Origin of the sequence: Streptomyces sp. HP-A2021, assembly GCF_022807935.1 — a bacterium.
Lineage (GTDB): Bacteria > Actinomycetota > Actinomycetes > Streptomycetales > Streptomycetaceae > Streptomyces > Streptomyces afghaniensis.
On record NZ_CP094344.1, the window covers coordinates 4604399 to 4629854 of the forward strand.

Here is a 25456-nt window from a genome sequence, read left to right on the forward strand (position 1 = left end):
TCCACCGCTGACCACCCAGGAGTACCCATGAAGTCCGAGTCGGCACGGAACGGCTCGCTCGACGAGGCCATCACCGTCCATGAACTCGTCGCGAACCAGGCGGCTCGGACGCCGGACGCGATCGCCGTCACCGACGGGTCACAGAGCCTCACCTACGCGGAACTGGCCGAGCGGTCGGGCCGGCTGGCCCACCTCTTGCGCGACCACGGAGTTGTCGCGGACTCCAGGGTCGGCATCTGCCTGGGCCGCGGTCTGGACCTGGTGACCGCGGTACTGGGCGTGTGGAAGGCGGGTGCGGCGTACGCGCCGCTGGACCCGGCCCAGCCGAGCGCCCGGCTGGAATGGCTGCTTCAGGATCTGGGAGCCGGTCTCGTCCTGACCGACGGGGCGATGGCGCCCACCGTCGAGCGCGCGGGCGTACGCGCACTGGACCTCTCATCCGTCGACGCCCGCCGGGAGCTCGCCCGGCGCCCGGTCGACGGCCCGGCCGTCGAGGTGGACCCGGCTCAGGCGGCGTACGCCATTTACACCTCCGGATCCACCGGCCGGCCCAAGGGTGTGGTCATCACTCACGAAGGCATCGCCAACCGGGTCCGCTGGGCGGTCGACACGCATGCGCTCGGCTCCCGGGACCGGGTTCTGCAGAAGACGGCCGTCACCTTCGACGCCTCCTGCTGGGAGATCTTCGCCCCGCTCGTCAGCGGCGGCACGCTGGTGCTCGCCCCGGCCGGAGCCGAACGCGACCCCGCCGTCCTGCTGCGGGCGGTGGCCGAGCACGACGTGACCGTCCTCCAGGTCGTCCCCTCGGTCCTCCAGGCGCTCGCCGAGGAGTCCGGCTGGGAGCAGTGCACCGCGCTGCGGCTGCTGTTCTCGGCCGGTGAACCCCTGCACGCCGAACTGGCCCAGCGTGTCCTGGCCCGGCGGTCCGGCCTGACCATCTGGAACACCTACGGCCCCACCGAGTGCGCCATCGATGTCACCGCGCACCGCTTCGACCCGGCCGTCAAGACCGGACCGGTGCCCATCGGCCGGCCCATTCCCGGCATGCGCGTGCTGGTGCTCGACGCGGCCGGCGCCCCCGCCGCGGTCGGCGCACCCGGCGAACTGCACGTCGGCGGTGTCGGTGTGGCTCGCGGCTATCTCGGCCGGCCGGACCTCACCGCGGACCGCTTCGTGCCCGACCCGTACGGCAGGACCGGCGGCGCCCGGCTCTACCGCACCGGCGACAAGGTCCGCTGGAACCGGAACGGCTACCTGGAGTACCTCGGCCGGTTCGACGACCAGACCAAGGTGAACGGCGTCCGCCTCGAACCCGCCGAGATCGAGGCCGCGCTGGTCGCCCACCCCGGTCTCAAAAGCGCCGTCGTCGTCCCTGTCAAGACCGACGACGGAGCCACCCGGCTTGCCGCCCATGTGCTGACGCACACCCCCGACGTCCTCGGTGAACTCCGGGACTTCCTGCGCGACCGGCTGCCCGAGAGTCACATCCCCGCCGCCTTCATGGACGCGGGCGAGTTCCCGCTCACCGCACACGGCAAGGTCGACCGCTCCGCGCTCGCCGCACGAGGCCTGGACGTCGGTGCGGCCCGCACGGCGCCCCGCACCGACGCCGAGAAACTCGTCGCAAAGATGTGGGAGCAGCTGCTGAAGAGCGAGGACATCGGCGTCCACGACGACTTCTTCCAGCTCGGCGGCTCCTCACTCCAGCTCACCCGGCTCGCCAACCAACTGCGCGCCGCGGCCAAGCGGGACATCCCGCTGCGCGGCCTGCTGACGGCCACCACCGTCGAGGCCCAGGCCCTGTTGATCGCCCCCGAGCCCGCCGAAACGGCAGCCTCCATCGCACAGCCGAAGGACCCCGACGGCATCCCGCCCGTCCCGCGCGGCAACACCCTGCCGGTCTCCTCGGGACAGCGCCGGCTGTGGGCCCTGGACCGGATGAACCCGGGCAGCGCCGAGTGGGTGGCCGGTGTCTTCCTGCCGGTCGTACCCGAAGCGGACACCGAGGCGGTACGCACCGCGCTGGACGCCCTGGTCGCCCGCCACGAGTCGCTGCGCACCCGGTACGTCACCGTGGACGGCGAACCCCGTCAGCACATCGACAGTCCCGCCCCCGTGGCGCTGCGCGAGACGGACACCACCCGGGAGGAGCTCGCCGACCTGCTCGGCACCGCGCTCGGGCACGGCTTCGACCTGGAACGCGGACCACTGGTGCGGGCCACGCTGGTGCGCACCCTCGACGACGGGCAGCGGGTCCTGGTGCTGGCCGTGCACCACATCTGCAGCGACGGCTGGTCGACGCAGGTCCTCCAGCGGGACTTCCAGGAGCTGCTCACCGCCGCCGTCACCGGCCGCGACCCGCTCCTGCCGCCTCTCGGTGTGCAGTACGCCGACTACGCCGACTGGCAGCGCGCCCGGCTGACCGACGAGGTGATCGAGCGCGAACTCACCCACTGGCGCGCCGCTCTGGACGGCTCCACCCCGGTGGCTCTCCCCACCGACCGGCCTCGGCCCGCCGCCCGTGACGGCCGTGGCTCGGTGGCGGCCTTCACCGTTGCGGCCCCCGTCGTGACGGCGCTCACCGACCTCGGACGCAGCCGGGGCGCCACGCCGTTCATGACGCTGCTGACCGCCTACGCCACGCTGGTGGCCCGCCACACCGCGCAATGGGACCTGCCGGTCGGCACGCCCGTCGCCGGGCGCGACCGGCCCGAACTCGAGGACGTCGTCGGCTTCTTCCTCAACAACGTGGTGCTGCGCTGCGGGCTGGACGCGGACCTCACCTTCGTCGAGGCCCTGGACCGCGTCCGGGACGCCTGCCGGGACGCCTTCGCCCACCAGGATCTGCCGTTCGACCTCCTGGTGGAGGCCCTGGCCCCCGAGCGGGACCTGTCCAGGACGCCGCTGTACCAGGTCGCCTTCGACCTGCATGACCAGGAGTTCACCGGCCGCGCCACGACCCTGGAGGACACCGGCACCGTCGTGGACTCCTGGCGCCTGGCCCACACCGACCTCACCCTGCTGATGCGCCGGACCGCCGACGGCGGCATGGAGGGCGCCTTCGAGTACGCCACCGCGCTTTTCGAGCCCGCCACGATGGAGCGCCTGGCCGACCGGTTCCAGAACCTGCTGCGGGCGGCCGCGGATGCCCCGGCCACCAGGCTGGCCGACCTGCCCGTCGTGCCCGCGCGCGAGGCCGAACTGCTGACGCTGTGGTCGGTGGGTGGGGGGCCGGTGGTGGAGCGGCCGGTGGTGGAGGTGTTCGAGGAGCAGGCTGCCCGGGTGCCGGATGCGGTGGCGGTGGCCTGTGGTGAGGTGTCGCTGACGTATGCGGAGCTGGACGGCCGGGCGAATCGTCTGGCGCATCATCTGCGGGCTTCGGGCGTGGGTGCGGAGTCGCTGGTCGGGGTGCTGCTGGAGCGGGACGTCGACCTGATGGTGGGGCTTTTGGCGGTGTGGAAGGCCGGAGCCGGCTACGTGCCGCTGGATCCGGTGCTGCCCGGTGCACGGGTCTCGGGCATGCTGGCGGACGCCGGGGCCCGGGCACTGATCACGCGGGGCGGGCCGGTGGACGGCTTCGAGGGCACGGTCGTCGACGTGGACGTGGACGCGGCAGTGATCGCGGCACGGTCGTCGTCGCGGCCCCAGGGCCGTGTCGATGCCGATGGTGTGGCCTATGTGGTGTTCACGTCCGGCTCGACCGGCCGCCCCAAGGGTGTGCTGGTCTCCCACCGCGGCCTGGGCAATCACGTGGGCTGGGCCGTGCGTGAGCTGGCCTCGTGCGGCGAGGGCGGCGGCGCCGTGTTCTCCTCCGTCGCCTTCGACCTGGTCGTCCCCAACCTGTGGGCACCGCTGTGCGCGGGCCAGCGCGTAGCACTGCTGCCGTCCACATCGGACCTGGACGAACTGGGCGCATGGCTCGTGCAGCAAGGGCCGTTCAGCTTCCTCAAGCTCACCCCCGGCCACCTGGAGGTCCTCTCGCACCAGGTCACACCCGAACAGGCCGCCGGGCTTGCGGGCGTGATCGTGGTGGCCGGTGAAGCCCTGGCCGGTTCGCTGGGCGCGCGCTGGGCGGGCTGGCTCGGAGAGGGCCGCCTGATCAACGAGTACGGGCCGACCGAAGCCTCCGTCGGCACCACCATCCACCCCGTCCCGGCCGACGCCGAGGGCGTGGTGCCCATCGGCCACCCCCTGCCCGGCATGCGCGTACACGTCCTGGACGAATCGATGCAGCCCGTACCGGTCGGCGCCCTGGGCGAACTGTACGTCGGCGGTGCCGGTGTGGCCCGCGGCTACGTGGGCCGCCCGGAACTGACCGCGCAGCGCTTCGTCCCCGACCCCTTCACAGGAGCGGGTGCACGCCTGTACCGGACCGGGGACGTGGTGCGGTGGAACACCGCCGGCGCGGTGGAATTCCTCGGACGCGCCGACGACCAGGTCAAGATCCGCGGCTACCGGGTCGAACCCGCCGAGGTCGCCGCAGTGCTGGCGGGGTGTCCGCTGGTGAGTGAAGCCGTCGTGACCGCCCCCACCGACGACGGCGAAACCCGCCTGATCGGCTACGTCGTACCGGCGGACGGCCCAGGAACCGCACCCGGAGACGAACTGGCCACATACCTGGCCGAATCGCTGCCGGAATACATGGTGCCCTCCGTGTTCGTCGAACTCGACACCATGCCGCTGAACGCCAACGGCAAAGTCGACCGCAAGGCACTGCCCACCCCCACCCACGACACCGGACACGCCGGGCGGGTCGCGCCGCGCAACGGCGTGGAGGAGCGGATCGCCGAGCTGTGGGAGGACGTCCTCGGCACATCCGGGTTCGGCGTTCACGACAGCTTCTTCAAGGTCGGCGGCAACTCCATCCTCGCCATCCGCCTGATCGCCGCACTGCGCGGCGAGTACGAGATCGACCTCCCGGTCCGTGCCCTCTTCGAAGGGCCGACCATCGCCGCGCTCGCCGACTCGGTCGAGACCTGCATCAGAACCGAAATCGACATGATGTCCGACCGAGACGTGGCGGACTCGATGCTGCCGAAGGAGCAGAACCGATGAGCAACGGGGGCCACGAATCCAAGGCCGTTCCTTCCGCCGCGGGAACCGACCGTGAGGAACTGCTGCGCCGACGACTGGCCGGCCGTCGGACGGGCGGCCGCCGCTCGGTGATCCCGAAGGCCGACCGCAGCGCGCCCCTTCCGCTGGCCGCCGGGCAGCAGCAGATGTGGTTCCTCAGCCGCCTCGACCCGGACAGCACCGAGTACCTGATTCCCCTCGTGGTGCGCCTGCGCGGCGCGCTGGACGTCTCCGCGCTGGAGCGTGCCCTGGGCGAGATCAGCGCACGGCACGAGGTCCTGCGCACCCGTTACGCGATGACGCCGGACGGACAGCCGGTCCAGGTCGTCGACGCGCCCGCCGAGTCGACCGCCGTCCTGACGGTCGAGCAGGTACCCGGCGGAACTCCCGCCGAGCGTGAGCGTCGGCTGACGGCACTGGTCGCGGCGCAGACCGCGGCCCCGTTCGACCTGGAGACCGACTGGCCGTTGCGGGCCCGGGTGTTCCGCCTCACCGAGAACGACCACGTCCTGTGCCTGGTCTTCCACCACATCGCCTGCGACGCCTGGTCCACCCGCATCCTGCTGACCGAGATCAGCGCCCTGTACGGCGCTTTCACCGCCGGGCGTCCGTCCCCGCTGGAGCCGCTGCCGGTGCAGTACGCGGACTATGCGGCCTGGCAGCGCGGGCAGCTGTCCGGCGATGGCCTCCAGCGGCAGCTCGCGCACTGGCGCACGGCACTTGACGGCGCGGCCCCGACCGAACTGCCCACGGACCGGCCCCGCCCGGCAACGCGGAGCTACGCGGGTGCCGAGGTGCTCTTCGACTTCCCCGCCGAGCTGCCTCAGGCGGTGCGCGAACTCGCCGCCGCGCAGGAGACGACTCCGTTCACGGTGATGATGGCCGCCTTCCAGGCGGTCATCGCCCGCAGCACCGGTCAGAGCGACATCTCCGTCGGCACGGTCGTCTCCGGCCGCGCGCGGCCGGAGCTCCAGTCGCTGATCGGCTACGGCATCAACAGCCTGGTTCTGCGCGGGCACTGGGACGAGGGCACCGACCCCGCCTTCACCGACCTGCTCGACCGCACGCGCCGCACGGTCCTGGACGCCTTCGACCACCAGGACGTGCCGTTCGCCCAGCTCGTGGACGAACTCCAGCCGGAGCGCGACCTGTCGCGTACGCCGCTGTACCAGATCGCGTTCACGATGCACGAGTCTCGGCTGGACGCCGTCGACCTGCCGGGTCTGCGCGTCGAGCCGTACTCCGGCGGCGCACCCGTGGCCAAGTGCGACCTGACCCTGCAGGTCGAGGAGTCGGCCGATGGCTCGTTCCACGGGCGCGTCGAGTACGCGAGCGCCCTGTTCGACCGGGAGACCGCACAGCGCACGGCACGCCACTTCCTGCAGCTCCTCCAGAGCGCCGTCGCCGCTCCGTCCACTCCGATATCCCGGCTGAGCATGCTCGACCCGGCCGAACACGCCATCGTCAGCGGAAGCCTCGACGGACATCGTCCGTCGGCTGCGGTGGAGCGGTGTGTGCATGAGATCTTCGCGGAGCGTGCGGTGCTGTCGCCGGATGCGGTAGCGGTGATCGCCGGCGATGTGGAGCTGACCTACGCCCAGTTGGATGCGCGTGCCAACCAGCTGGCGCATCACCTGCGAGAGCTGGGTGTGGGCCCGGAATCGCTGGTGGGTGTGTGCCTGGAGCGCGGCCCCGATCTGATGCCGACCCTGCTGGGCGTGCTGAAGGCCGGTGCCGGATACCTGCCGCTGGACCCGGCCAACCCCGCGGACCGCTTCGGGTTCGTGCTCGCGGACGCCGGCGCCCAGGTGGTGGTCACCTCCGGCGAGCTGGTCACGGTCCTGGACGAGGTCTTCGACGGTGAACTGGTCGTGCTCGACCGGGACGCGCAGACGATCGCCACCCGCCCGCAGACCGCTCCCGAGACACCGGTCACGCCGGACAACATCGTCTACGTCATCTACACCTCCGGCTCCACCGGCCGCCCCAAGGGCGTCACGCTGGCGCACACCCAGGTCGTGCGGCTGCTGGAGACGGCGCAGGAGCACTACGGCTTCGACGAACACGACGTGTGGACGATGTTCCACTCCTACGCCTTCGACGTGTCGGTATTCGAGATGTGGGGTGCGCTGTTCCACGGCGGGACCCTCGTCGTGGTGCCCCGCGAGGTGACGCGTTCACCGGAGGACTTCCTGGACCTCCTGGTGGAACGCAAGGTCACCGTCCTGTCCCAGACCCCGACGGCGTTCCGCTCGCTGGTGGCGGCCGCAGGCCAGAACGACCCCCGCATCGGGCAGCTGTCCCTGCGCGCGGTCATCTTCGCGGGCGAGAAACTCGAGGTCGGTGAGCTGCGTCCGTGGACGGACCGCCTCGGCCTTGACGCCCCGCACCTGGTGAACATGTACGGCATCACCGAAACCACCGTCCACACCACCTACTACCGCATCACCGACGAGGACTTCGACCCGGCTGCCGCCAACCGCGTCGGCTACCCCCTCAGCGACCTGCGGGTCTACCTCCTGGACCGCTTCGGCGAGCTCGTCCCGGTCGGTGTCCCCGGCGAGATCTACGTCGGCGGCCCCGGCGTCGCCCGCGGCTACCTCAACCGACCCGAGCTCACCGCCGAACGGTTCGTTCCCGACCCCTTCGGACCCGCCGGCTCACGCCTGTACCGCAGCGGCGACCTCGCCCGCCGACGTACCGACGGAAGCCTGGAATTCCTGGGACGTGCCGACGACCAGGTCAAGGTACGCGGCTACCGCATCGAACCCGGCGAGATCAGCGCCCGCCTGTCGGAGCATCCGGCCGTGCGCGAAGCGGTCGTGATCGTCCGCGACGAACGCCTCGTCGCCTACCTCGTCGTCGACAGCGAGCTGCCCTCCACGACCGAACTGCGGCAGTTCGTGGCGGGTGCATTGCCGGAATACATGGTCCCGGCGGCCTTCGTCGAACTGGAGCGGATCCCGCTCACCGTGAACGGCAAGCTCGACCGCCGTGCCCTGCCCGAGCCGGGCGGGAGTGCGTTCGCGGAGTCGGCTTTCGTGGCCCCTCGTACGCCGACCGAGGAGCGAGTGGCGGAGGTCTGGCAAGAGGTACTCGGCGTCGAGCGCGTCGGTGTCGAGGACGGATTCTTCGAACTGGGCGGTGACTCCATCCGTGCCGTCGCCCTGGTCGGCGCGCTGCGAGCGGCCGGGTTCGACGTGGCCGTACGGGACGTCTTCGAACACCGCACGGTCGCCGGCCTGACCGAGTTGATCACGGGACGTCCCGCGGTCACGGACGCCGACCGGCGGGTCCAGCCGTTCGCCCTGATCGGCGATGAGGACCGGGCCAAGCTCCCCGAAGGCGTCGTCGACGCCTACCCCCTGTCCCAGGTCCAGCTCGGCATGGTCGTCGAAATGCTCGTCGACGACAGCCGGAACAACTACCACAACGTCAGCACGTTCCGCGTGCTGGACGACAAGCCCTTCTCCCTCGACGCTCTGCAGGCCGCCGGCCGGCTGGTCGTCGAGCGGCATGAGGCGCTGCGCACCTCCATCGAGCTCAACGCCTACTCGGTACCCCTGCAGCTGGTCCACGCCACCGCCGAACTCCCGCTCGGCCAACAGGACCTGCGTGGCCTGGACGCGGAGACGGTGGAGCGGGAACTCCGCGACTTCACCGTGCGCGAGCGCGCCACGCTGTTCGATCTCGGTACGCCGTCCCTCATGCGCTTCTTCGCGCATGTCACCGACGGCGACTGCTGGTGGATCTCGGTCACCGAGTGCCACCCTGTCCTGGAGGGCTGGAGCCATCACTCCCTCCTGATGGAGCTCCTGGCTCTCTACCGGCAGCTGCGGGACGGCCTGGAGCCGGAGCCGTACGAGGCCCCTGCCGTGCGCTTCGCCGACTTCGTGGCCGGCGAGCTGGAGTCCCTGGCCTCCACCGAGGACCGCGCCTACTGGCGGGGCGTCGTCGACCGGCACGCCCCCTTCTCTCTCCCCACGGGCTGGGGCGAGCAGCAGGACGGGCCGCGCGAGCTGTACCAGGCCTGGACGCAGTGGGAGGACCTGGAGCGCGACCTGCGCAAGCTGGCGACGGACTCGAAGGTCTCGCTGAAGAGCGTGATGCTGGCGGCGCACCTGAAGGTGATGAGCCAGCTCACCGGTGAGGAGGCCTTCCACACGGGCGTCGTCTGCGACGCACGGCCCGAGGTGCTCGGCGCCGACCGGGTGCTCGGCATGTACCTCAACACGCTGCCGTTCGCGGTGGACCGCAGCGCACGCACCTGGCGGGAGCTGGTCCAGCAGGTCTTCGCCCGCGAGGTCGAGCTCTGGCCGCACCGACGGTTCCCCATGCCGGAGATTCAGCGCGACGCGGCCGGCGGCCGACGGCTGCTGGACGTCATGTTCAACTACCAGGACTTCCGGCAGATGGACGCCACCGTCGTGGACGACCGGGCGGGACTGGACGACAGCCCGACCGAGTTCCCGCTGACGGTCTCGTCCCGTGCCGGGCACGTCATCATCACCGCGGACCCGCGCATGCTCAGCCGCGTCAACGGCGAGCGGCTGGTCGGCATGTACCGCGCCGTCCTGGAGTCCATGGCCGCCGACCCGGACGGCGACGCGCAGGCCGTGTACCTGCCCGTCGGCGAGCGGGACCTGCTGCTCTCCGACGCGGGTCCGGTGGTGGCGTCGGCGCCGGTGGAACGGTGTGTGCACGAGATCTTCGAGGAGCGTGCCGCGGCCTCTCCGGATGCGGTGGCGGTGGTCTTCGGTGAGTCGTCGCTGACGTATGCCGAGGTCGAGATCCGTGCGAACCGACTCGCCCATCACTTGCGGTCATTGGGGGTGGTCGAGGGTTCGCTGGTGGGTGTGTGTCTGGAGCGTGGCCTGGATCTGGTGCCGTCACTGCTGGGTGTACTGAAGGCGGGCGCGGGCTATCTGCCGCTGGACCCGGCCTCCCCCGCGGACCGGCTGGGCTATGTGCTGGCGGACGCGGGCGCCCGGGTCGTGGTCACCTCCGGCGGGCTGGTGCCCATGCTGGAGGGTGTGCACGGCGGCGAACTGGTCGTCCTGGACCGGGACGCGGAGGTGATCGCATCCCGCCCGAAGACCGCGCCGGTGGTGTCGGTGGTGCCGGACAGCGTCGTGTACGTGATCTACACCTCGGGTTCGACGGGACGGCCGAAGGGCGTGGTGCTGGGGCACGCCAACGTGGTGCGGCTGTTCGAGACGGCGCAGGCGCAGTTCGGGTTCGGCCCCTCCGATGTGTGGACGTTGTTCCACTCGTACGCGTTCGACTTCTCGGTGTGGGAGATCTTCGGGGCGCTGCTGCACGGTGGCCGGCTGGTGGTGGTGCCGGAGATGACGGCACGCGAGCCGAGCCGCTTCCACGAACTGCTCGTCCGTGAGGGCGTGACGGTACTGAACCAGACACCGTCCGCTTTCACACAGCTCATCGAGGAGGACCGCACCCGCAACAACAGCGGCCAACTCGCTCTGCGCACCGTCATCTTCGGCGGCGAGGCCCTCGACTACCGTCCGCTCCAGACCTGGGTGGCGCGTCATGGTCTGGAGTCGCCGCGGCTGGTGAACATGTACGGCATCACCGAGACGACGGTGCATGTCACGTACTACCCGGTCGGCGAGGAAGACGTCGCCGCCGGTGGCTCGGCGAGCCCGATCGGCCGTCCGCTGAACGACCTGAGCCTCCACCTCCTGGACGCGCGCGGCGAGCTCGTGCCCGTCGGTGTCCCCGGCGAGATCTACGTCGGCGGCCCCGGCGTCGCCCGCGGCTACCTCAACCGGCCCGAGCTCACGGCCGAACGGTTCGTTCCCGACCCCTTCGGACCCGCCGGCTCACGCCTCTATCGCAGCGGCGACCTCGCCCGCCGGCGTACCGACGGAAGCCTGGAGTTCCTGGGACGTGCCGACGACCAGGTCAAGGTACGCGGCTACCGCATCGAACCCGGCGAGATCAGCGCCCGCCTGTCGGAGCATCCGGCCGTGCGCGAAGCCGTGGTCATCGTCCGCGACGAACGCCTCGTCGCCTACCTCGTCATCGACGACGAGCTGCCCTCCACGGCCGAGCTGCGGGCGTTCGTGGCGGGTGCATTGCCGGAGTACATGGTCCCGGCGGCCTTCGTCGAACTGGAGCGGATCCCGCTCACCGTCAACGGCAAACTCGACCGCCGTGCCCTGCCCGAGCCCGATGCCTCCGTCGAGACCGGTCACACCTTCGTCGCTCCCCGCACTCCCACGGAGGAGCGGGTGGCGCAGGTCTGGCAAGAGGTACTCGGCGTCGAACGCGTCGGTGCCGAAGACGGATTCTTCGAACTGGGCGGAGACTCCATCCGTGCCGTCGCCCTGGTCGGCGCGCTGCGAGCGGCCGGGTTCGACGTGGCCGTGCGGGACGTCTTCGAGCACCGCACGGTCGCCGGCCTCGGCGAACTGATCACCGGCCTGCCCGCTCCGCAACCGGAGCAGTTGTCCGTCGAGCCCTTCTCCCTCATCGGCGAGGAGGACCGGACGCAGCTCCCGCAGGACGTCGTGGACGCCTACCCGCTGTCCCAGGTCCAGCTCGGCATGATCGCCGAGCAGTTCGCCGACGACCGCCGGAACAACTACCACAACGTCAGCCTCTTCAGAGTCCGCGACGGTCGCCCCTTCGACGCCGAGGCACTGCGCGAGGCTGTCGACATCCTCGTGCAGCGGCACGAGGTGCTGCGCACCTCCGTGCACCTCGACGGGTTCGCGGTGCCACTGCAGATCGTCCGCCGGGCCGCGCAGGCCCCGGTGTCCGTGCACGACCTGCGCACGGCGGAGGACGCCGACGCGCGCGAGCGTGCGCTGCAGAGCTTCGTCGCCACGGAGCGCCGGCGGGTGTTCGACCTGACGGCGGCCCCGCTGCTGCGCGTCTCCGCGCACCTGGAGAGCGACGAGGCCTGGTGGCTCGGGCTCACGGAGTCCCATGTCCTCCTTGAGGGCTGGAGCGTGAACTCGCTCTACAGCGAACTGCTGGAGGTCTACGGCCTGCTGCGCGACGGCGCGCGTCCGGAACCCCACCAGGCGCCCCCCGTACGGTTCGCCGACGCCATCGCCGCGGAACTGCGGGCGCTGGAGTCGAAGGAGGACCGCGCGTACTGGCGTGACGTGGTCGCCGAGCACGCCAAGTTCGTCCTCCCGGCGGGCTGGCACGGCGACCTGTCCGCCCCGGCCGAACCCGTGGGTACGGCATTCCGCCTGAACGACCTCGAACCGGGTCTGCGCGCGCTGGCTTCGGCGGCCCAGGCCTCGATGAAGAGCGTGCTGCTGGCGGCGCACCTGAAGGTGATGAGCCAGCTCACCGACGAGGACGCGTTCCACACCGGCGTCGTCCACCACACCCGTCCGGAGGCCCCGGGTGCCGACCGGGTGCTCGGCATGCACCTCAACACCCTGCCGTTCCCGGCCGACCGGTCCGCCCGCACCTGGCGCGAGCTGGTCCAGCAGGTCTTCGCACGCGAGATGGCCAACTGGTCCCACCGCCACTTCCCGATGCCGGCGATCCAGCGGGAGGCCGGCGGCGGCAGCCGACTCGTCGACGTCTTCTTCAACTACCTCGACTTCCACCAGGTCGACGGTGAACTGGTGGACGAGGCAGCGGAGATGGGCGAGAACCCGAATGAGTTCTCCCTCGCAGTGACGGCGATCAGCGGCGTGCTCGGCGTGCGCGGCGACTCCCACGTCATCAGCCACGCCAACGTCGAGCGCCTGGTCGAGATGTACCGGGCCGTCCTGGAGTCGATGGCCGCGGATTCCGAGGGCGACGCGCGTGCCGTGTACCTGCCCGCCGGTGAGCGGGAGACGGTGCTCGGCGCGGTTCCGTCGGTTCCGTCGGCTGCGGTGGAGCGGTGTGTGCATGAGATCTTCGCGGAGCGTGCGGTGCTGTCGCCGGATGCGGTAGCGGTGATCGCCGGCGATGTGGAGCTGACCTACGCCCAGTTGGATGCGCGTGCCAACCAGCTGGCGCATCACCTGCGGGACCTGGGTGTGGGCCCGGAATCGCTGGTGGGTGTGTGCCTGGAGCGCGGCCCCGATCTGATGCCGACCCTGCTGGGCGTGCTGAAGGCCGGTGCCGGATACCTGCCGCTGGACCCGGCCAACCCCGCGGACCGCTTCGGGTTCGTGCTCGCGGACGCCGGCGCCCAGGTGGTGGTCACCTCCGGCGAGCTGGTCACGGTCCTGGACGAGGTCTTCGACGGTGAACTGGTCGTGCTGGACCGGGACGCGCAGACGATCGCCACCCGCCCGCAGACCGCTCCCGAGACACCGGTCGCACCGGACAACATCGTCTACGTCATCTACACCTCCGGCTCCACCGGCCGCCCCAAGGGCGTCACGCTGACGCACACCCAGGTCGTGCGGCTGCTGGAGACGGCCCAGGAGCACTACGGCTTCGACGAGGGTGACGTGTGGACGATGTTCCACTCCTACGCCTTCGACGTGTCGGTATTCGAGATGTGGGGTGCGCTGTTCCACGGCGGGACCCTCGTCGTGGTGCCCCGCGAGGTGACGCGTTCACCGGAGGACTTCCTGGACCTCCTGGTGGAACGCAAGGTCACCGTCCTGTCCCAGACCCCGACGGCGTTCCGCTCGCTGGTGGCGGCCGCAGGCCAGAACGACCCCCGCATCGGGCAGCTGTCCCTGCGCGCGGTCATCTTCGCGGGCGAGAAACTCGAGGTCGGTGAGCTGCGTCCGTGGACGGACCGCCTCGGCCTTGACGCCCCGCACCTGGTGAACATGTACGGCATCACCGAAACCACCGTCCACACCACCTACTACCGCATCACCGACGAGGACTTCGACCCGGCTGCCGCCAACCGCGTCGGCTACCCCCTCAGCGACCTGCGGGTCTACCTCCTGGACCGCTTCGGCGAGCTCGTCCCGGTCGGTGTCCCCGGCGAAATCTACGTCGGCGGCCCCGGCGTCGCCCGCGGCTACCTCAACCGACCCGAGCTCACCGCCGAACGGTTCGTTCCCGACCCCTTCGGACCCGCCGGCTCACGCCTCTACCGCAGCGGCGACCTCGCCCGCCGACGTACCGACGGAAGCCTGGAATTCCTGGGACGCGCCGACGACCAGGTCAAGGTACGCGGCTACCGCATCGAACCCGGCGAGATCAGCACCCGCCTGTCCGAGCATCCGGCCGTGCGCGAAGCGGTCGTCATCGTCCGCGACGAACGCCTCGTCGCCTACCTCGTCATCGACAGCGAGCTGCCCTCCACGACCGAACTGCGGCAGTTCGTGGCGGGTGCATTGCCGGAATACATGGTCCCGGCGGCCTTCGTCGAACTGGAGCGGATCCCGCTCACCGTCAACGGCAAACTCGACCGCCGTGCCCTGCCCGAGCCCGATGCCTCCGTCGAGACCGGTCACACTTTCGTCGCTCCCCGCACACCCACGGAGGAGCGGGTGGCGGAGGTCTGGCAAGAGGTACTCGGCGTCGAGCGCGTCGGTGTCGAAGACGGATTCTTCGAACTGGGCGGAGACTCCATCCGTGCCGTCGCCCTGGTCGGCGCGCTGCGAGCGGCCGGGTTCGACGTGGCCGTACGGGACGTCTTCGAACACCGCACGGTCGCCGGCCTGACCGAGTTGATCACGGGACGTCCCGCGGTCACGGACGCCGACCGGCGGGTCGAGCCGTTCGCCCTGATCGGCGATGAGGACCGGGCCAAGCTCCCCGAAGGCGTCGTCGACGCCTACCCCCTGTCCCAGGTCCAGCTCGGCATGGTCGTCGAAATGCTCGTCGACGACAGCCGGAACAACTACCACAACGTCAGCGGCTTCCGGATCCGGGACGACCAGCCCTTCGACGCCGACGCGCTGCGGAAGGCCCTGCACCTGGTCGCCGGGCGGCACGACATCCTGCGTACGGCGTTCGACATGCACACCTACACCGTGCCGATGCAAGTCGTGTACGCCGGGGCCGACGTTCCGCTGGCCGTGCACGACATACGACAGCTGGACGAGGACGCGCGCCGAAAGGTGCTGCGGGACTTCGTGGTGACCGAGCGGGACACGGTGTTCGACCTGACCGCAGCGCCCCTGCTGCGGGCCGCCGTACACGTGGAGGACGACGCCGGCTGGCGGCTGTCCTTCACCCAGACCCACGCCATCACCGAGGGATGGAGCCAGCACTCGCTGCTGACCGAGGTGGTCTCCTGCTACCGGCGGCTGCGGGACGGCCTGGAGCCGGAGCCGTACGAGGCCCCTGCCGTGCGCTTCGCCGACTTCGTGGCCGGCGAGCTGGAGTCCCTGGACTCCACCGAGGACCGCGCCTACTGGCGGGGCATCTGCGAGGAGTACACGCCGCTGTCGCTTCCGGGCACCCTGTCCCCGGCCGACGAACCGGACACGGACTACACGGTCGTCGTGCCGCTGCGGGACCTGGAGGGGCAGCTGCGCGCGTTCGCCACCCGGTCCAGGGTGTCGCTGAAGAGCGTGCTGCTCGCCGCACACCTGAAGGTGATGAGCCAGCTCACCGACGAGGACGCCTTCCACACCGGACTGGTCTGCGACGCACGCCCCGAGGCGCTGGGCGCCGACCGGGTGCCGGGCATGTACCTCAACACCCTCCCGTTCGCCGTGGACCGCGGCGCACGCACCTGGCGCGAGCTGGTCCAGCAGGTCTTCGCCCGCGAGGTCGAGCTCTGGCCGCACCGACGCCACCCGTTGCCCGAGATCCAGCGGCAGGCCCGGGGCGGGCGGCTCCTGGACGTGATGTTCAACTACCTGAACTTCACGGGCGCCGTTGACACCGACGTCGTCGACGTCGACGCAGGTCTGGGCGCCGGCTCGATGGAGTTCTCGCTCGCCGTGACCACGGCGGCCGAGGGCCTGGTTCTGAAGACCGGCACCCAGCACTTCAGCCGGGCCGACGGCGAGCGGCTCGCCGCGATGTACCGGGCGGTGCTGGAGTCGATGGCCGCGGACGACGAGGCCGACGCCGTCGTTCCGAGGCTGCCCGCCGGGGAGCTGGAGCGCATCGTCGGTACCTGGAACGACACGGGTGCCGAGCAGGTCGACGCCTGCCTGCACGAGCTGTTCGAGCAGCAGGTCGAGGCGACGCCCGAGGCCGTGGCCGTGGTCTTCGAGGAGGTGGAGCTCACCTACGCCGAGCTCAACGCCCGGGCCAACCGGCTCGCCCACCACCTGCGGGGCACGGGTGTGCTTCCGGGCACCCTCGTCGGCGTCTGCGTGGAGCGGTCGGTCGAGCTGCTCGTCACCGTGCTCGCGGTGTTCAAGTCGGGCGGTGTGTACGTGCCGTTGGACCCGGACTACCCCGCCGAGCGGATCTCCCACATGGTCCGCGACGCCAAGGTCGCCGTCCTGGTCACCCGGGACGAACTGCTTCCGCTGGTCGAGGGCAGCGGCGCCACCGAGGTGCTGCTGGACGACGAGGACCGCTGGAGCGGTCGCAGCGAACGGAACCCGGAGCCCGTCACCGGCCCGGACGACGCCGCCTACCTCATCTACACATCGGGCTCGACCGGCCGGCCCAAGGGCGTGCTCTGCGACCACCGCGGCCTGGTCAACCGGCTCGACTGGACGCAGCACACCTACCTGCGGCTGACCGCCGCCGATGTGGTGCTGCAGAAGATCCCGATCGGCTTCGACCCGTCGCTCGCGGAGATCTTCGGCCCGCTCATGGCCGGCGCCCGGATCGCGGTGGCCCGGCCCGGCGGTCACCGTGACCCCGGCTATCTGCGGGCGGCGATCGCCCGGTACGGCGTCACGAACCTGCACTTCGTGCCGTCGATGCTGGCCGCAGTCCTCGCCGTGGACGACCTGTCCGAGCTGCGGTCCCTGCGGATCGTGGTGTCCGGTGGCGAGGACCTCCCCGTCGCCCTCGCGAAGGAGTTCACCACCCGTCTGACGTGGGCGGAGCTGCACAACCAGTACGGTCCGTGCGAGGCCGCGGTCGATGTCACGGCCTGGCACTGCGCGCCCGACAGGCTGGACGGGCTGCACCGTGTGCCGCTCGGCTCACCGATGCAGAACGTCACGGTCCACGTCCTGGACGCCCGTATGCACCCGGTCCCGGTCGGCGCCCCCGGCGAGCTGTACATCGGCGGTGTCAACCTGGCCTTCGGCTATCTGAACCGGCCCGACCTGACCGCGCGTTCCTTCGTGCCGGACCCGTTCGGCCCGGCGGGCGCCCGGCTCTACCGGACCGGCGACCGGGCGCGGTGGCGGGCCGACGGCACGGTCGAGTTCCTCGGCCGCACCGACGACCAGGTCAAGATCCGCGGCGCACGCGTGGAACCCGGCGAGACCGAGGCGGCGCTGAGCGCTCTGCCCGAGGTGTCGAGCGCCGTCGTCGTGGTCCGCGAGGACAGCGCGGGCCTGCCGCGGCTGGTCGCCTATGTCGTCCCGGCCCCGGGACGGTCGGCCGACCCGGCCGAGCTGCGCGCCCGGCTCTCCCATGAGCTGCCCGAGGCGCTGCTGCCGTCGGCCTACGTACGGCTGGACGCCATGCCGCTGGGCGCGAACGGCAAGGCCGACCGGCGTGCCCTTCCGGCTCCCGGCGCGGACGCTTTCGCGGCCGGCGAGTACGTGGCGCCGCGCTCCTGGCTGGAGGCCCGCGTGGCGGCCGTCTGGAGGGAGGTACTCGACCTCGAACGGGTGGGTGTCGAGGACGGCTTCTTCGAGCTGGGCGGCGACTCCATCCGGGCCGTCGCCCTGGCGGGCGCACTGCGCGGTGCCGGCTTCGAGGTCGGCGTACAGGAGGTCTTCGAGCACCGCACGGTCGCGCAGCTGGCCGTGATGCTGGCGGGCCGTGACCCGGCCGGCGGACCGGTCGCGGACGAGAACGCCGTACAGCCGTTCGCGCTGCTGCCGGAGACGGACCGGGCGCGGCTGCCCGAGGACGCGGTCGACGCCTACCCGCTGACGCAGGCGCAGCTGGGCATGGCAGCCGAGCTGCTCTCCGGGGACGGCCGGAACAACTATCACAACGTGACGATGGTCCGGGTCCGGGACGACGGCCCGTTCTCCGCCGAGGCGCTGCGCTCCGCCGTGGCGCTGCTGGTGGAGAGGCACGAGGTGCTGCGGACGTCGGTGCACCTGTCGGGCCACTCGGTGCCGCTGCAGATCGTCCACCGCACGGCCGAGGTGCCGGTGGGCTGGGCGGACCTGCGCGGGACGACGGACCGCAAGGCCGGCGAGCAGCGGCTCGTCGACCACGCGGCCCACGAACGCGCCACGCTGTTCGACCTGTCCCAGCCGCCGTTGCTGCGTGTCTTCGCCCACCTGGAGAGCGACGACGCGTGGTGGCTGACGCTCACCCAGTCGCACGTCATCCTGGAGGGCTGGAGCCACCACTCCCTGCAGACGGAGCTGCTGGATTGCTACCGGCTGCTCCGGGACGGCCGCGAACCGGAGCCCTACCAGGCGCCCGCCGTGCGTTTCGCGGACTGCGTCGCCGGTGAACTGGAGTCCCTGGCTTCGGCCGAGGACCGCGCGTACTGGGAGCGGGTGGCCCTCGACCACCGGCCGTTCGCGCTGCCGGACGACTGGGCCGACACCTCGGGCCGCCCACAGGAGGTGTACAGCGTCCGCGTCCCGGTCGACGACCTCGCCGACCGGCTGAGGACCCTGGCCGCCGAGGCACAGGTACCGGTGAAGAGCGTGCTGCTGGCGGCACACCTGAAGGTGATGAGCCAGCTCACCGAGGACGACACCTTCCACACGGGCGTGGTCTTCCACACCCGTCCGGAGGCCCCGGGTGCCGACCGGGTGCTCGGCATGCACCTCAACACCCTGCCGTTCCCGGCCGGCCGGTCCGCCCGGACCTGGCGGGAGACGGTGCGCGAGGTGCTCGCCACGGAACTGGCCGGCTGGCGGCACCGGCGTTACCCGATGCCGGAGATACAGCGCCAGTGGGGCGGCGGCCGCCGCCTGGTCGACGCCTACTTCAACTACGTCGACTTCCACCAGGTGGATACGGACGTCGTCGACACCGGCACCGGCATCAGCGACGCCCCCAACGAGTTCGAGCTGTCCGTGCACAGCCACGGCACCCACCACCTGACCCTGGCCACCCACACGCACGCCGTCAGCCGTGCCAACGGCGACCGGCTGGCGGGGATGTACCGGGCGGTTCTGGAGTCGATGGCGGCGGATGCCGACGGTGACGCGCGCGCGGTGTACCTGCCCGCCGGTGAGCGGGAGGCGCTGCTCGGCGCGGTGTCGTCCGTGCAGAGCGCCTCGGTGGAGCAGTGTGTCCACGAGATCTTCGCGGAGCGTGCCGCGGCGGCGCCGGACGCGGTCGCCGTGATCGCGGGCGGGGTGTCCCTGACATACGCGGAGCTCGACGCGCGTGCCAACCAGCTGGCGCATCACCTGCGTTCGCTGGGCGTGGGCCCGGAGTCGCTGGTGGGTGTGTGCCTGGAGCGCGGCCCCGATCTGATGCCGACCCTGCTGGGCGTGCTGAAGGCGGGTGCCGGATACCTGCCGCTGGACCCGGCGAACCCGGCGGAACGGCTCGGGTTCGTGGTCGCGGACGCGGGTGCGCGGGTCGTGGTGACCACCGGGGGCCTCGGGCCGGTGCTGGAGGACGTGTACGACGGTGAGCTGGTCGTGCTGGACCGGGATGCGGAGACGATCGCCTCCCGCCCGCAGACCGCTCCCGAGACGCCGGTGGCACCGGACAACATCGTCTACGTCATCTACACGTCCGGTTCGACGGGCCGGCCGAAGGGTGTGACGCTGGCGCACACCCAGGTCGTGCGGCTGCTGGAGACGGCACAGGAGCACTACGGCTTCGACGAACACGACGTGTGGGCGCTGTTCCACTCGTACGCCTTCGACGTGTCGGTGTTCGAGATGTGGGGTGCGCTGCTGCACGGCGGGACCCTCGTCGTGGTGCCGCGCGAGGTGACGCGTTCGCCGGAGGAGTTCCTGGAGCTGCTCGTCGAGCGCGAGGTCACGGTGCTGGCCCAGACCCCGACCGCCTTCCGCTCGCTGATCGCCACGGCGACCGCACCGGGCGAGAAGCGGCTCAAGCAGCTGTCGCTGCGCGCGGTGGTCCTGGCCGGCGAGAAGCTGGAGGTGGCCGACGTACGCCCGTGGACCGAACGGCTCGGCCTCGGCCGTACCGCGCTGGTGAACATGTACGGGCCTACGGAGACGACGGTCTACTGCACCTACCACCGGCTCACCCCGCGCGATGTCGTGCCGGGTGCGGTGTCGCCGATCGGACGTCCGCTCAGCGACACGACGATGCACCTGCTGGACCGGTTCGGTGAGCTGGTCCCGATGGGCGCACCGGGTGAGATCCACGTAGGCGGCCCGGGCGTGGCCCGTGGCTACCTCGGCCGGCCGGAACTGACCGCGGAACGCTTCGTGCCGGACCCGTTCGGCCCGCCCGGTGCCCGCTTGTACCGCACCGGTGACCTCGCGCGCCGCCGGCAGGACGGCAGTCTTGAGTTCATCGGACGGACCGACGACCAGGTCAAGCTGCACGGGTACCGGATCGAGCCGGGCGAGATCAGCGCCCGGCTGGCCGCCCACCCGGCGATCCGCGAAGCGGTGGTGATCGTCGGTGACGAGCGGCTGGTCGCCTACGTCGTCCCGGACGGCGAGCTGCCCGCCACCGTCGAGCTGCGGGCGTTCGTCGCCCTGGAACTGCCCGAGTACATGGTCCCGGCGGCCTTTGTGACCGTCGAGCGCATCCCGCTCACGGTCAACGGCAAGCTCGACCGCCGTGCCCTGCCCGCCCCCGACGCCTCCGCGATCAGCACCGGGCGCGGCCATGTCGCCCCGCGTACCCCGCTGGAGGAACGGGTTGCCGCGATCTGGCGGGCGACCCTGGGCGTGGAGCGGGTCGGTGTCGAGGACGGCTTCTACGAGCTGGGCGGCGACTCCATTCGCGCCGTGATGCTGGTAGGTGCCCTGCGGGAGGCCGGATACGACGTCACCGTCCGCGAGACCCTGGAGGCGCAGACGCTCGGCGCGCTGTGCGAGCGGCTCTCGGGCCGACCGGCCGACGGCGGCCCCCTCACCTCGGCGGCGGTCAAGCCGTTCGCGCTGGTCGGAGACGCCGACCGGGCACTGCTGCCCGAGGGCCTGACCGACGCCTACCCGATGATGCAGAACCAGATCGGCATGCTGGTGGAGATGCTGGGCGCCGGTGATCGGCTCAACTACCACCTCGTGACGTCCCTGCGGGTCCGGGACGGACGGCCGGTGGTGGAGGAGGCCATGCGGTCCGCGGTGGCGGAACTGCTGCGCAGACACGACGTGTTGCGCACCTCACTGGAGCTGGACCGCTACTCGGTGCCCATGCAGCTGGTGCACGCCGATGTGCCCACGCCCGTGCGGTTCTTCGACCTGAGTGACTGCGGCGAGGACGAACAGGAGCACGCGCTGCGGGAGTTCGTCGCCGAGGAGAACTCGACGGCGTTCGACCACACGGCCGGGCCCCTCGTGCGTATCGCGATCCATCAGTGCGCCGACGGAAGCTGGCAGTTCACCATCGCGCAGTCCCATGTGATCCTCGAAGGCTGGAGCTTCAGCGGACTGCTGACCGAACTGCTGGAGATCTACCGCGCCCACGCCGACGGCCGGGATCCGGAGCGGCTGCCCGCACCGGCCATTCGGTTCGCCGACACCGTCGCCGCGGAACTCTCCGCACTGGCGTCGGACCGGCACCGCGACCACTGGCGTGACGTCGTCGTCGGCCGGGAGAAGTTCACCATGCCCGAGGGCTGGGGCGACGCCGGCGACGCCGATCCGGAGAAGTACAAGCTGGAGGTGACCTTCGACGACCTGACGGACGGGCTCCAGCGTCTCGCGGCGGCGGCGAAGGTGTCACTGAAGAGCGTGCTGCACACCGCGCACCTGAAGGTGATGAGCCAGCTCACCCGTGAGGAGGAGTTCTTCACCGGCCTGGTCGCGCACGTCCGGCCCGAGGCGGTGGGCGCCGAGCGGGTGTACGGGATGTACCTCAACATCCTCCCGTTCGCGGTCGATCGCACGGCCGGGACGTGGCAGGAGATGGTGCAGGACGTCTTCCGGCAGGAACTCGGCATGTGGGAGCACCGCAACTTCCCGATGCCCGCCGTCCAGCAGGAGTTCGGCAATGGCAGCAGGCTCGTCGACGTGTACTTCAGCTACCAGGACTTCAGCGGTAGCGACACCAGCATGATCGACGCCTCCGCCAGCACCGGGAACAGCACCAACGAGTTCGGCTTCTCGGTGTCGACGGCCCCCGGCCGGATCAACCTGCGGGCCGATTCGCGCACCCTCAGCCGTGCGCACGCGGCGCGGCTGGCCGGCATGTACCGCGCCGTCCTCGAGGCGATGGCCGCCGACCCGAACGGCGACGCCCGACTCGTCCTCCTGCCGGAGGAGGAGGCGAAGACGCTCGCCGACTGGTCGGTGGGTGGGGGGCCGGTGGTGGAGCGGCCGGTGGTGGAGGTGTTCGAGGAGCAGGTTGCCCGGGTGCCGGATGCGGTGGCGGTGGTCTGTGGTGAGGTGTCGCTGACGTATGCGGAGCTGGACGGCCGGGCGAATCGTCTGGCGCATCATCTGCGGGCTTCGGGCGTGGGTGCGGAGTCGCTGGTCGGGGTGCTGCTGGAGCGGGACGTCGACCTGATGGTGGGGCTTTTGGCGGTGTGGAAGGCCGGGGCCGGTTACGTGCCGCTGGATCCGGTGCTGCCGGGCGCGCGGGTGTCGGGGATGCTGACGGATGCCGGGGCCCGCGTGCTGATCACGCGGGGCGGACCGGTGGCCGGCTTCGAGGGCACGGTCATCGACGTGGACGCGGACGCGGCAGTGATCGCGGCACGGTCGTCGTCACGGCCCCAGGGCCGTGTCGATGCCGATGGTGTGGCCTATGTGGTGTTCACGTCCGGCTCGACCGGCCGCCCCAAGGGTGTGCTGGTCTCCCACCGCGGCCTGGGCAACCACGTGGGCTGGGCGGTGCGTGAGCTGGCCTCGTGCGGTGAGGGCGGCGGCGCCGTGTTCTCCTCCGTCGCCTTCGACCTGGTGGTGCCCAACGTGTGGGCGCCGCTGTGCGCCGGGCAGCGGGTAGCGCTGTTCCCGTCCACATCGGACCTGGACGAGCTGGGCGGATGGCTGCTCAAGCAGGGACCGTTCAGCTTCCTCAAGCTCACCCCGGGACACCTGGAGGTCCTCTCGCACCAGGTCACACCCGAACAGGCCGCCAGGCTCGCGGGCGTGGTCGTGGTGGCCGGTGAAGCCCTGGCCGGTTCGCTGGGCGCGCGCTGGGCGGGCTGGCTCGGAGAGGGCCGCCTGATCAACGAGTACGGGCCGACCGAAGCCTCCGTCGGCACCACCATCCACCCCGTCCCGGCCGACGCCGAGGGCGTGGTGCCCATCGGCCACCCCCTGCCCGGCATGCGCGTACACGTCCTGGACGAATCGATGCAGCCCGTACCGGTCGGCGCCCTGGGCGAACTGTACGTCGGCGGTGCCGGTGTGGCCCGCGGCTACGTGGGCCGCCCGGAACTGACCGCGCAGCGCTTCGTCCCCGACCCCTTCGCAGGAGCGGGTGCACGCCTGTACCGGACCGGGGACGTGGTGCGGTGGAACACCGCCGGCGCGGTGGAATTCCTCGGACGCGCCGACGACCAGGTCAAAATCCGCGGCTACCGAGTCGAACCCGCCGAAGTCGCCGCAGTACTGGCGGGGTGTCCGCTGGTCAGTGAAGCCGTCGTGACCGCCCCCACCGACGACGGCGAAACCCGCCTGATCGGCTACGTCGTACCGGCGGACGGCCCAGGCACCGCACCCGGAGACGAACTGGCCGCATACCTGGCCGAACTGCTGCCGGAATACATGGTGCCCTCCGTGTTCGTCGAACTCGACACGGTGCCGTTGAACGCCAACGGCAAGGTCGACCGCAAGGCACTGCCCACCCCCACCCACCACACCGATCAGGCGCAGCACGTGGCACCCGGCACGCCCACCGAGCGCAAGCTCGCGGAGATATGGAGCGAGGTCCTCGGCAAGGAACGGATCAGCACGACGGACAGCTTCTTCGAGCTGGGCGGACACTCGATCCTGGTCATCCAGGTCATCGCGGCCGCCCGCCGGGAAGGACTCCCGCTGTCGCTGTTCATGCACTACCAGGCTCAGGACCTGGCGGAGCTCGCCGCACTGGTCGACGCGGCCGCCGTGCTCGAGACGGAGGCTGCCGATACCGGGCAGCAGGCGGAGCTTTCTGCGCCGTCGGCCGGAACGGCGTTGTCCGCCGCGCTGCCCGCCGCGCTGGACCGGCACAAGGTTCCCGGAGCCCTCGTCGCCGTGGTCGAGGGCGGTGAACTCGTCGCCGTCGAGGGCTTCGGCTCCCTGACCGCGGGCGGGGGCGAGCCGGTCACCCAGGAGACCGTCTTCCACGTCGGCTCGCTGAGCAAGCACATCACCGCGCTCGGCGTGCTCAAGCTCGTGGACGAGGGGCGGCTGGATCTGGACGCGGACGTCAACGAGTACCTGGTCGGCTGGCGGGTGCCGCAGGACGCCGACGCGGTGCCGGTGACCGCCCGGCACCTGCTGGGGCACCTGTCCGGGCTCACCCCGACCCCGGGCAAGGGCTTCCGGCGCGACGCCGGCCCCGTGCCGTCGCTGCTCGACCTGCTGCACGGCAGGGCCCCGGCGACGACGCCTCCGGTCGGGCGTGAGGGTGTTCCCGGCAGGGAGTTCCGCAAGGCGAACGTCCACTACTCGGTGCTCCAGCAGCTCATGACCGACGTCACCGGCCGCCCGTTCGACGAGCTGATGCGGGACCTCGTCCTCGAACCGCTGGGCATGCGGGCCACCAGCTTCGACCAGGCGTTCCCCGAGCGGTCCGGCCGCCCGGTGGCCCTGGGGCACGACGAGGAGGGCCGCCCCGTCGACGGCGGCTGGCTGATCCGGCCGGACCAGGCGGCGGCCGGTCTGTGGACGACCGCCGCCGACCTGGCGAAGGTCGCGCTGGAGATCCGCCGCTCCGCGCTGGGCCGCCCGCTCAGCCTGCTGTCGAGGGGGACGGCGCAGCTCATGCTCGCGCCCAGCAGCGACAGCTTCTACGGCCTGGGCACGGTCGTGGACGCCACGAACGACGAGGTGCAGTTCGGCCACGCCGGCTCGCCGGTCGGCTACCAGGCGGTGTCCCTCTGCCATCTGCGCAGCGGTGACGGCTTCGTCGCCCTCACCAACGGCGCAGCCGGCAAGGACGTCGTGGCCGACATCGCCGAAGCGCTGGGCCATGGTGCCCGGCGGTCCTCCCTGGGCCTGCACGGCCAGGGCTGATCCACCAGCGGGCCCGCCAGGCAGGGCCGACCCGCAGGCGTCGGCGGACCGATCCCCGGTCCGCCGACGCCCTCCAGCAGACGGAACGCGTGCCCCGAGAC

2 protein-coding genes are annotated in these 25456 nt (G+C 71.2%); both read left to right on the forward strand.

The genetic code is table 11. The features are described from left to right. The first annotated feature begins 27 nt into the window (after positions 1-27). Positions 28-5055 carry a non-ribosomal peptide synthetase gene (locus MQE23_RS20880; protein WP_243379855.1) on the forward strand — a complete coding sequence of 1676 codons (5028 nt, stop codon included), beginning with the start codon at positions 28-30 and terminating at the stop codon, positions 5053-5055. Further along, on the forward strand, positions 5052-25355 hold the full coding sequence (locus MQE23_RS20885; RefSeq protein ID WP_243379857.1) for a non-ribosomal peptide synthetase: 20304 nt from the start codon (positions 5052-5054) through the stop codon (positions 25353-25355). Before MQE23_RS20880 ends, MQE23_RS20885 begins: the two co-directional genes overlap by 4 nt. Positions 25356-25456 lie beyond the last annotated feature (101 nt).

Coding starts and splice junctions, on each gene's coding strand:
- MQE23_RS20885 (WP_243379857.1), top strand. CDS start 5,052: ATGAGCAACGGGGGCCACGAATCCAAGGCCGTTCCTTCCGCCGCGGGA.
- MQE23_RS20880 (WP_243379855.1), top strand. CDS start 28: ATGAAGTCCGAGTCGGCACGGAACGGCTCGCTCGACGAGGCCATCACC.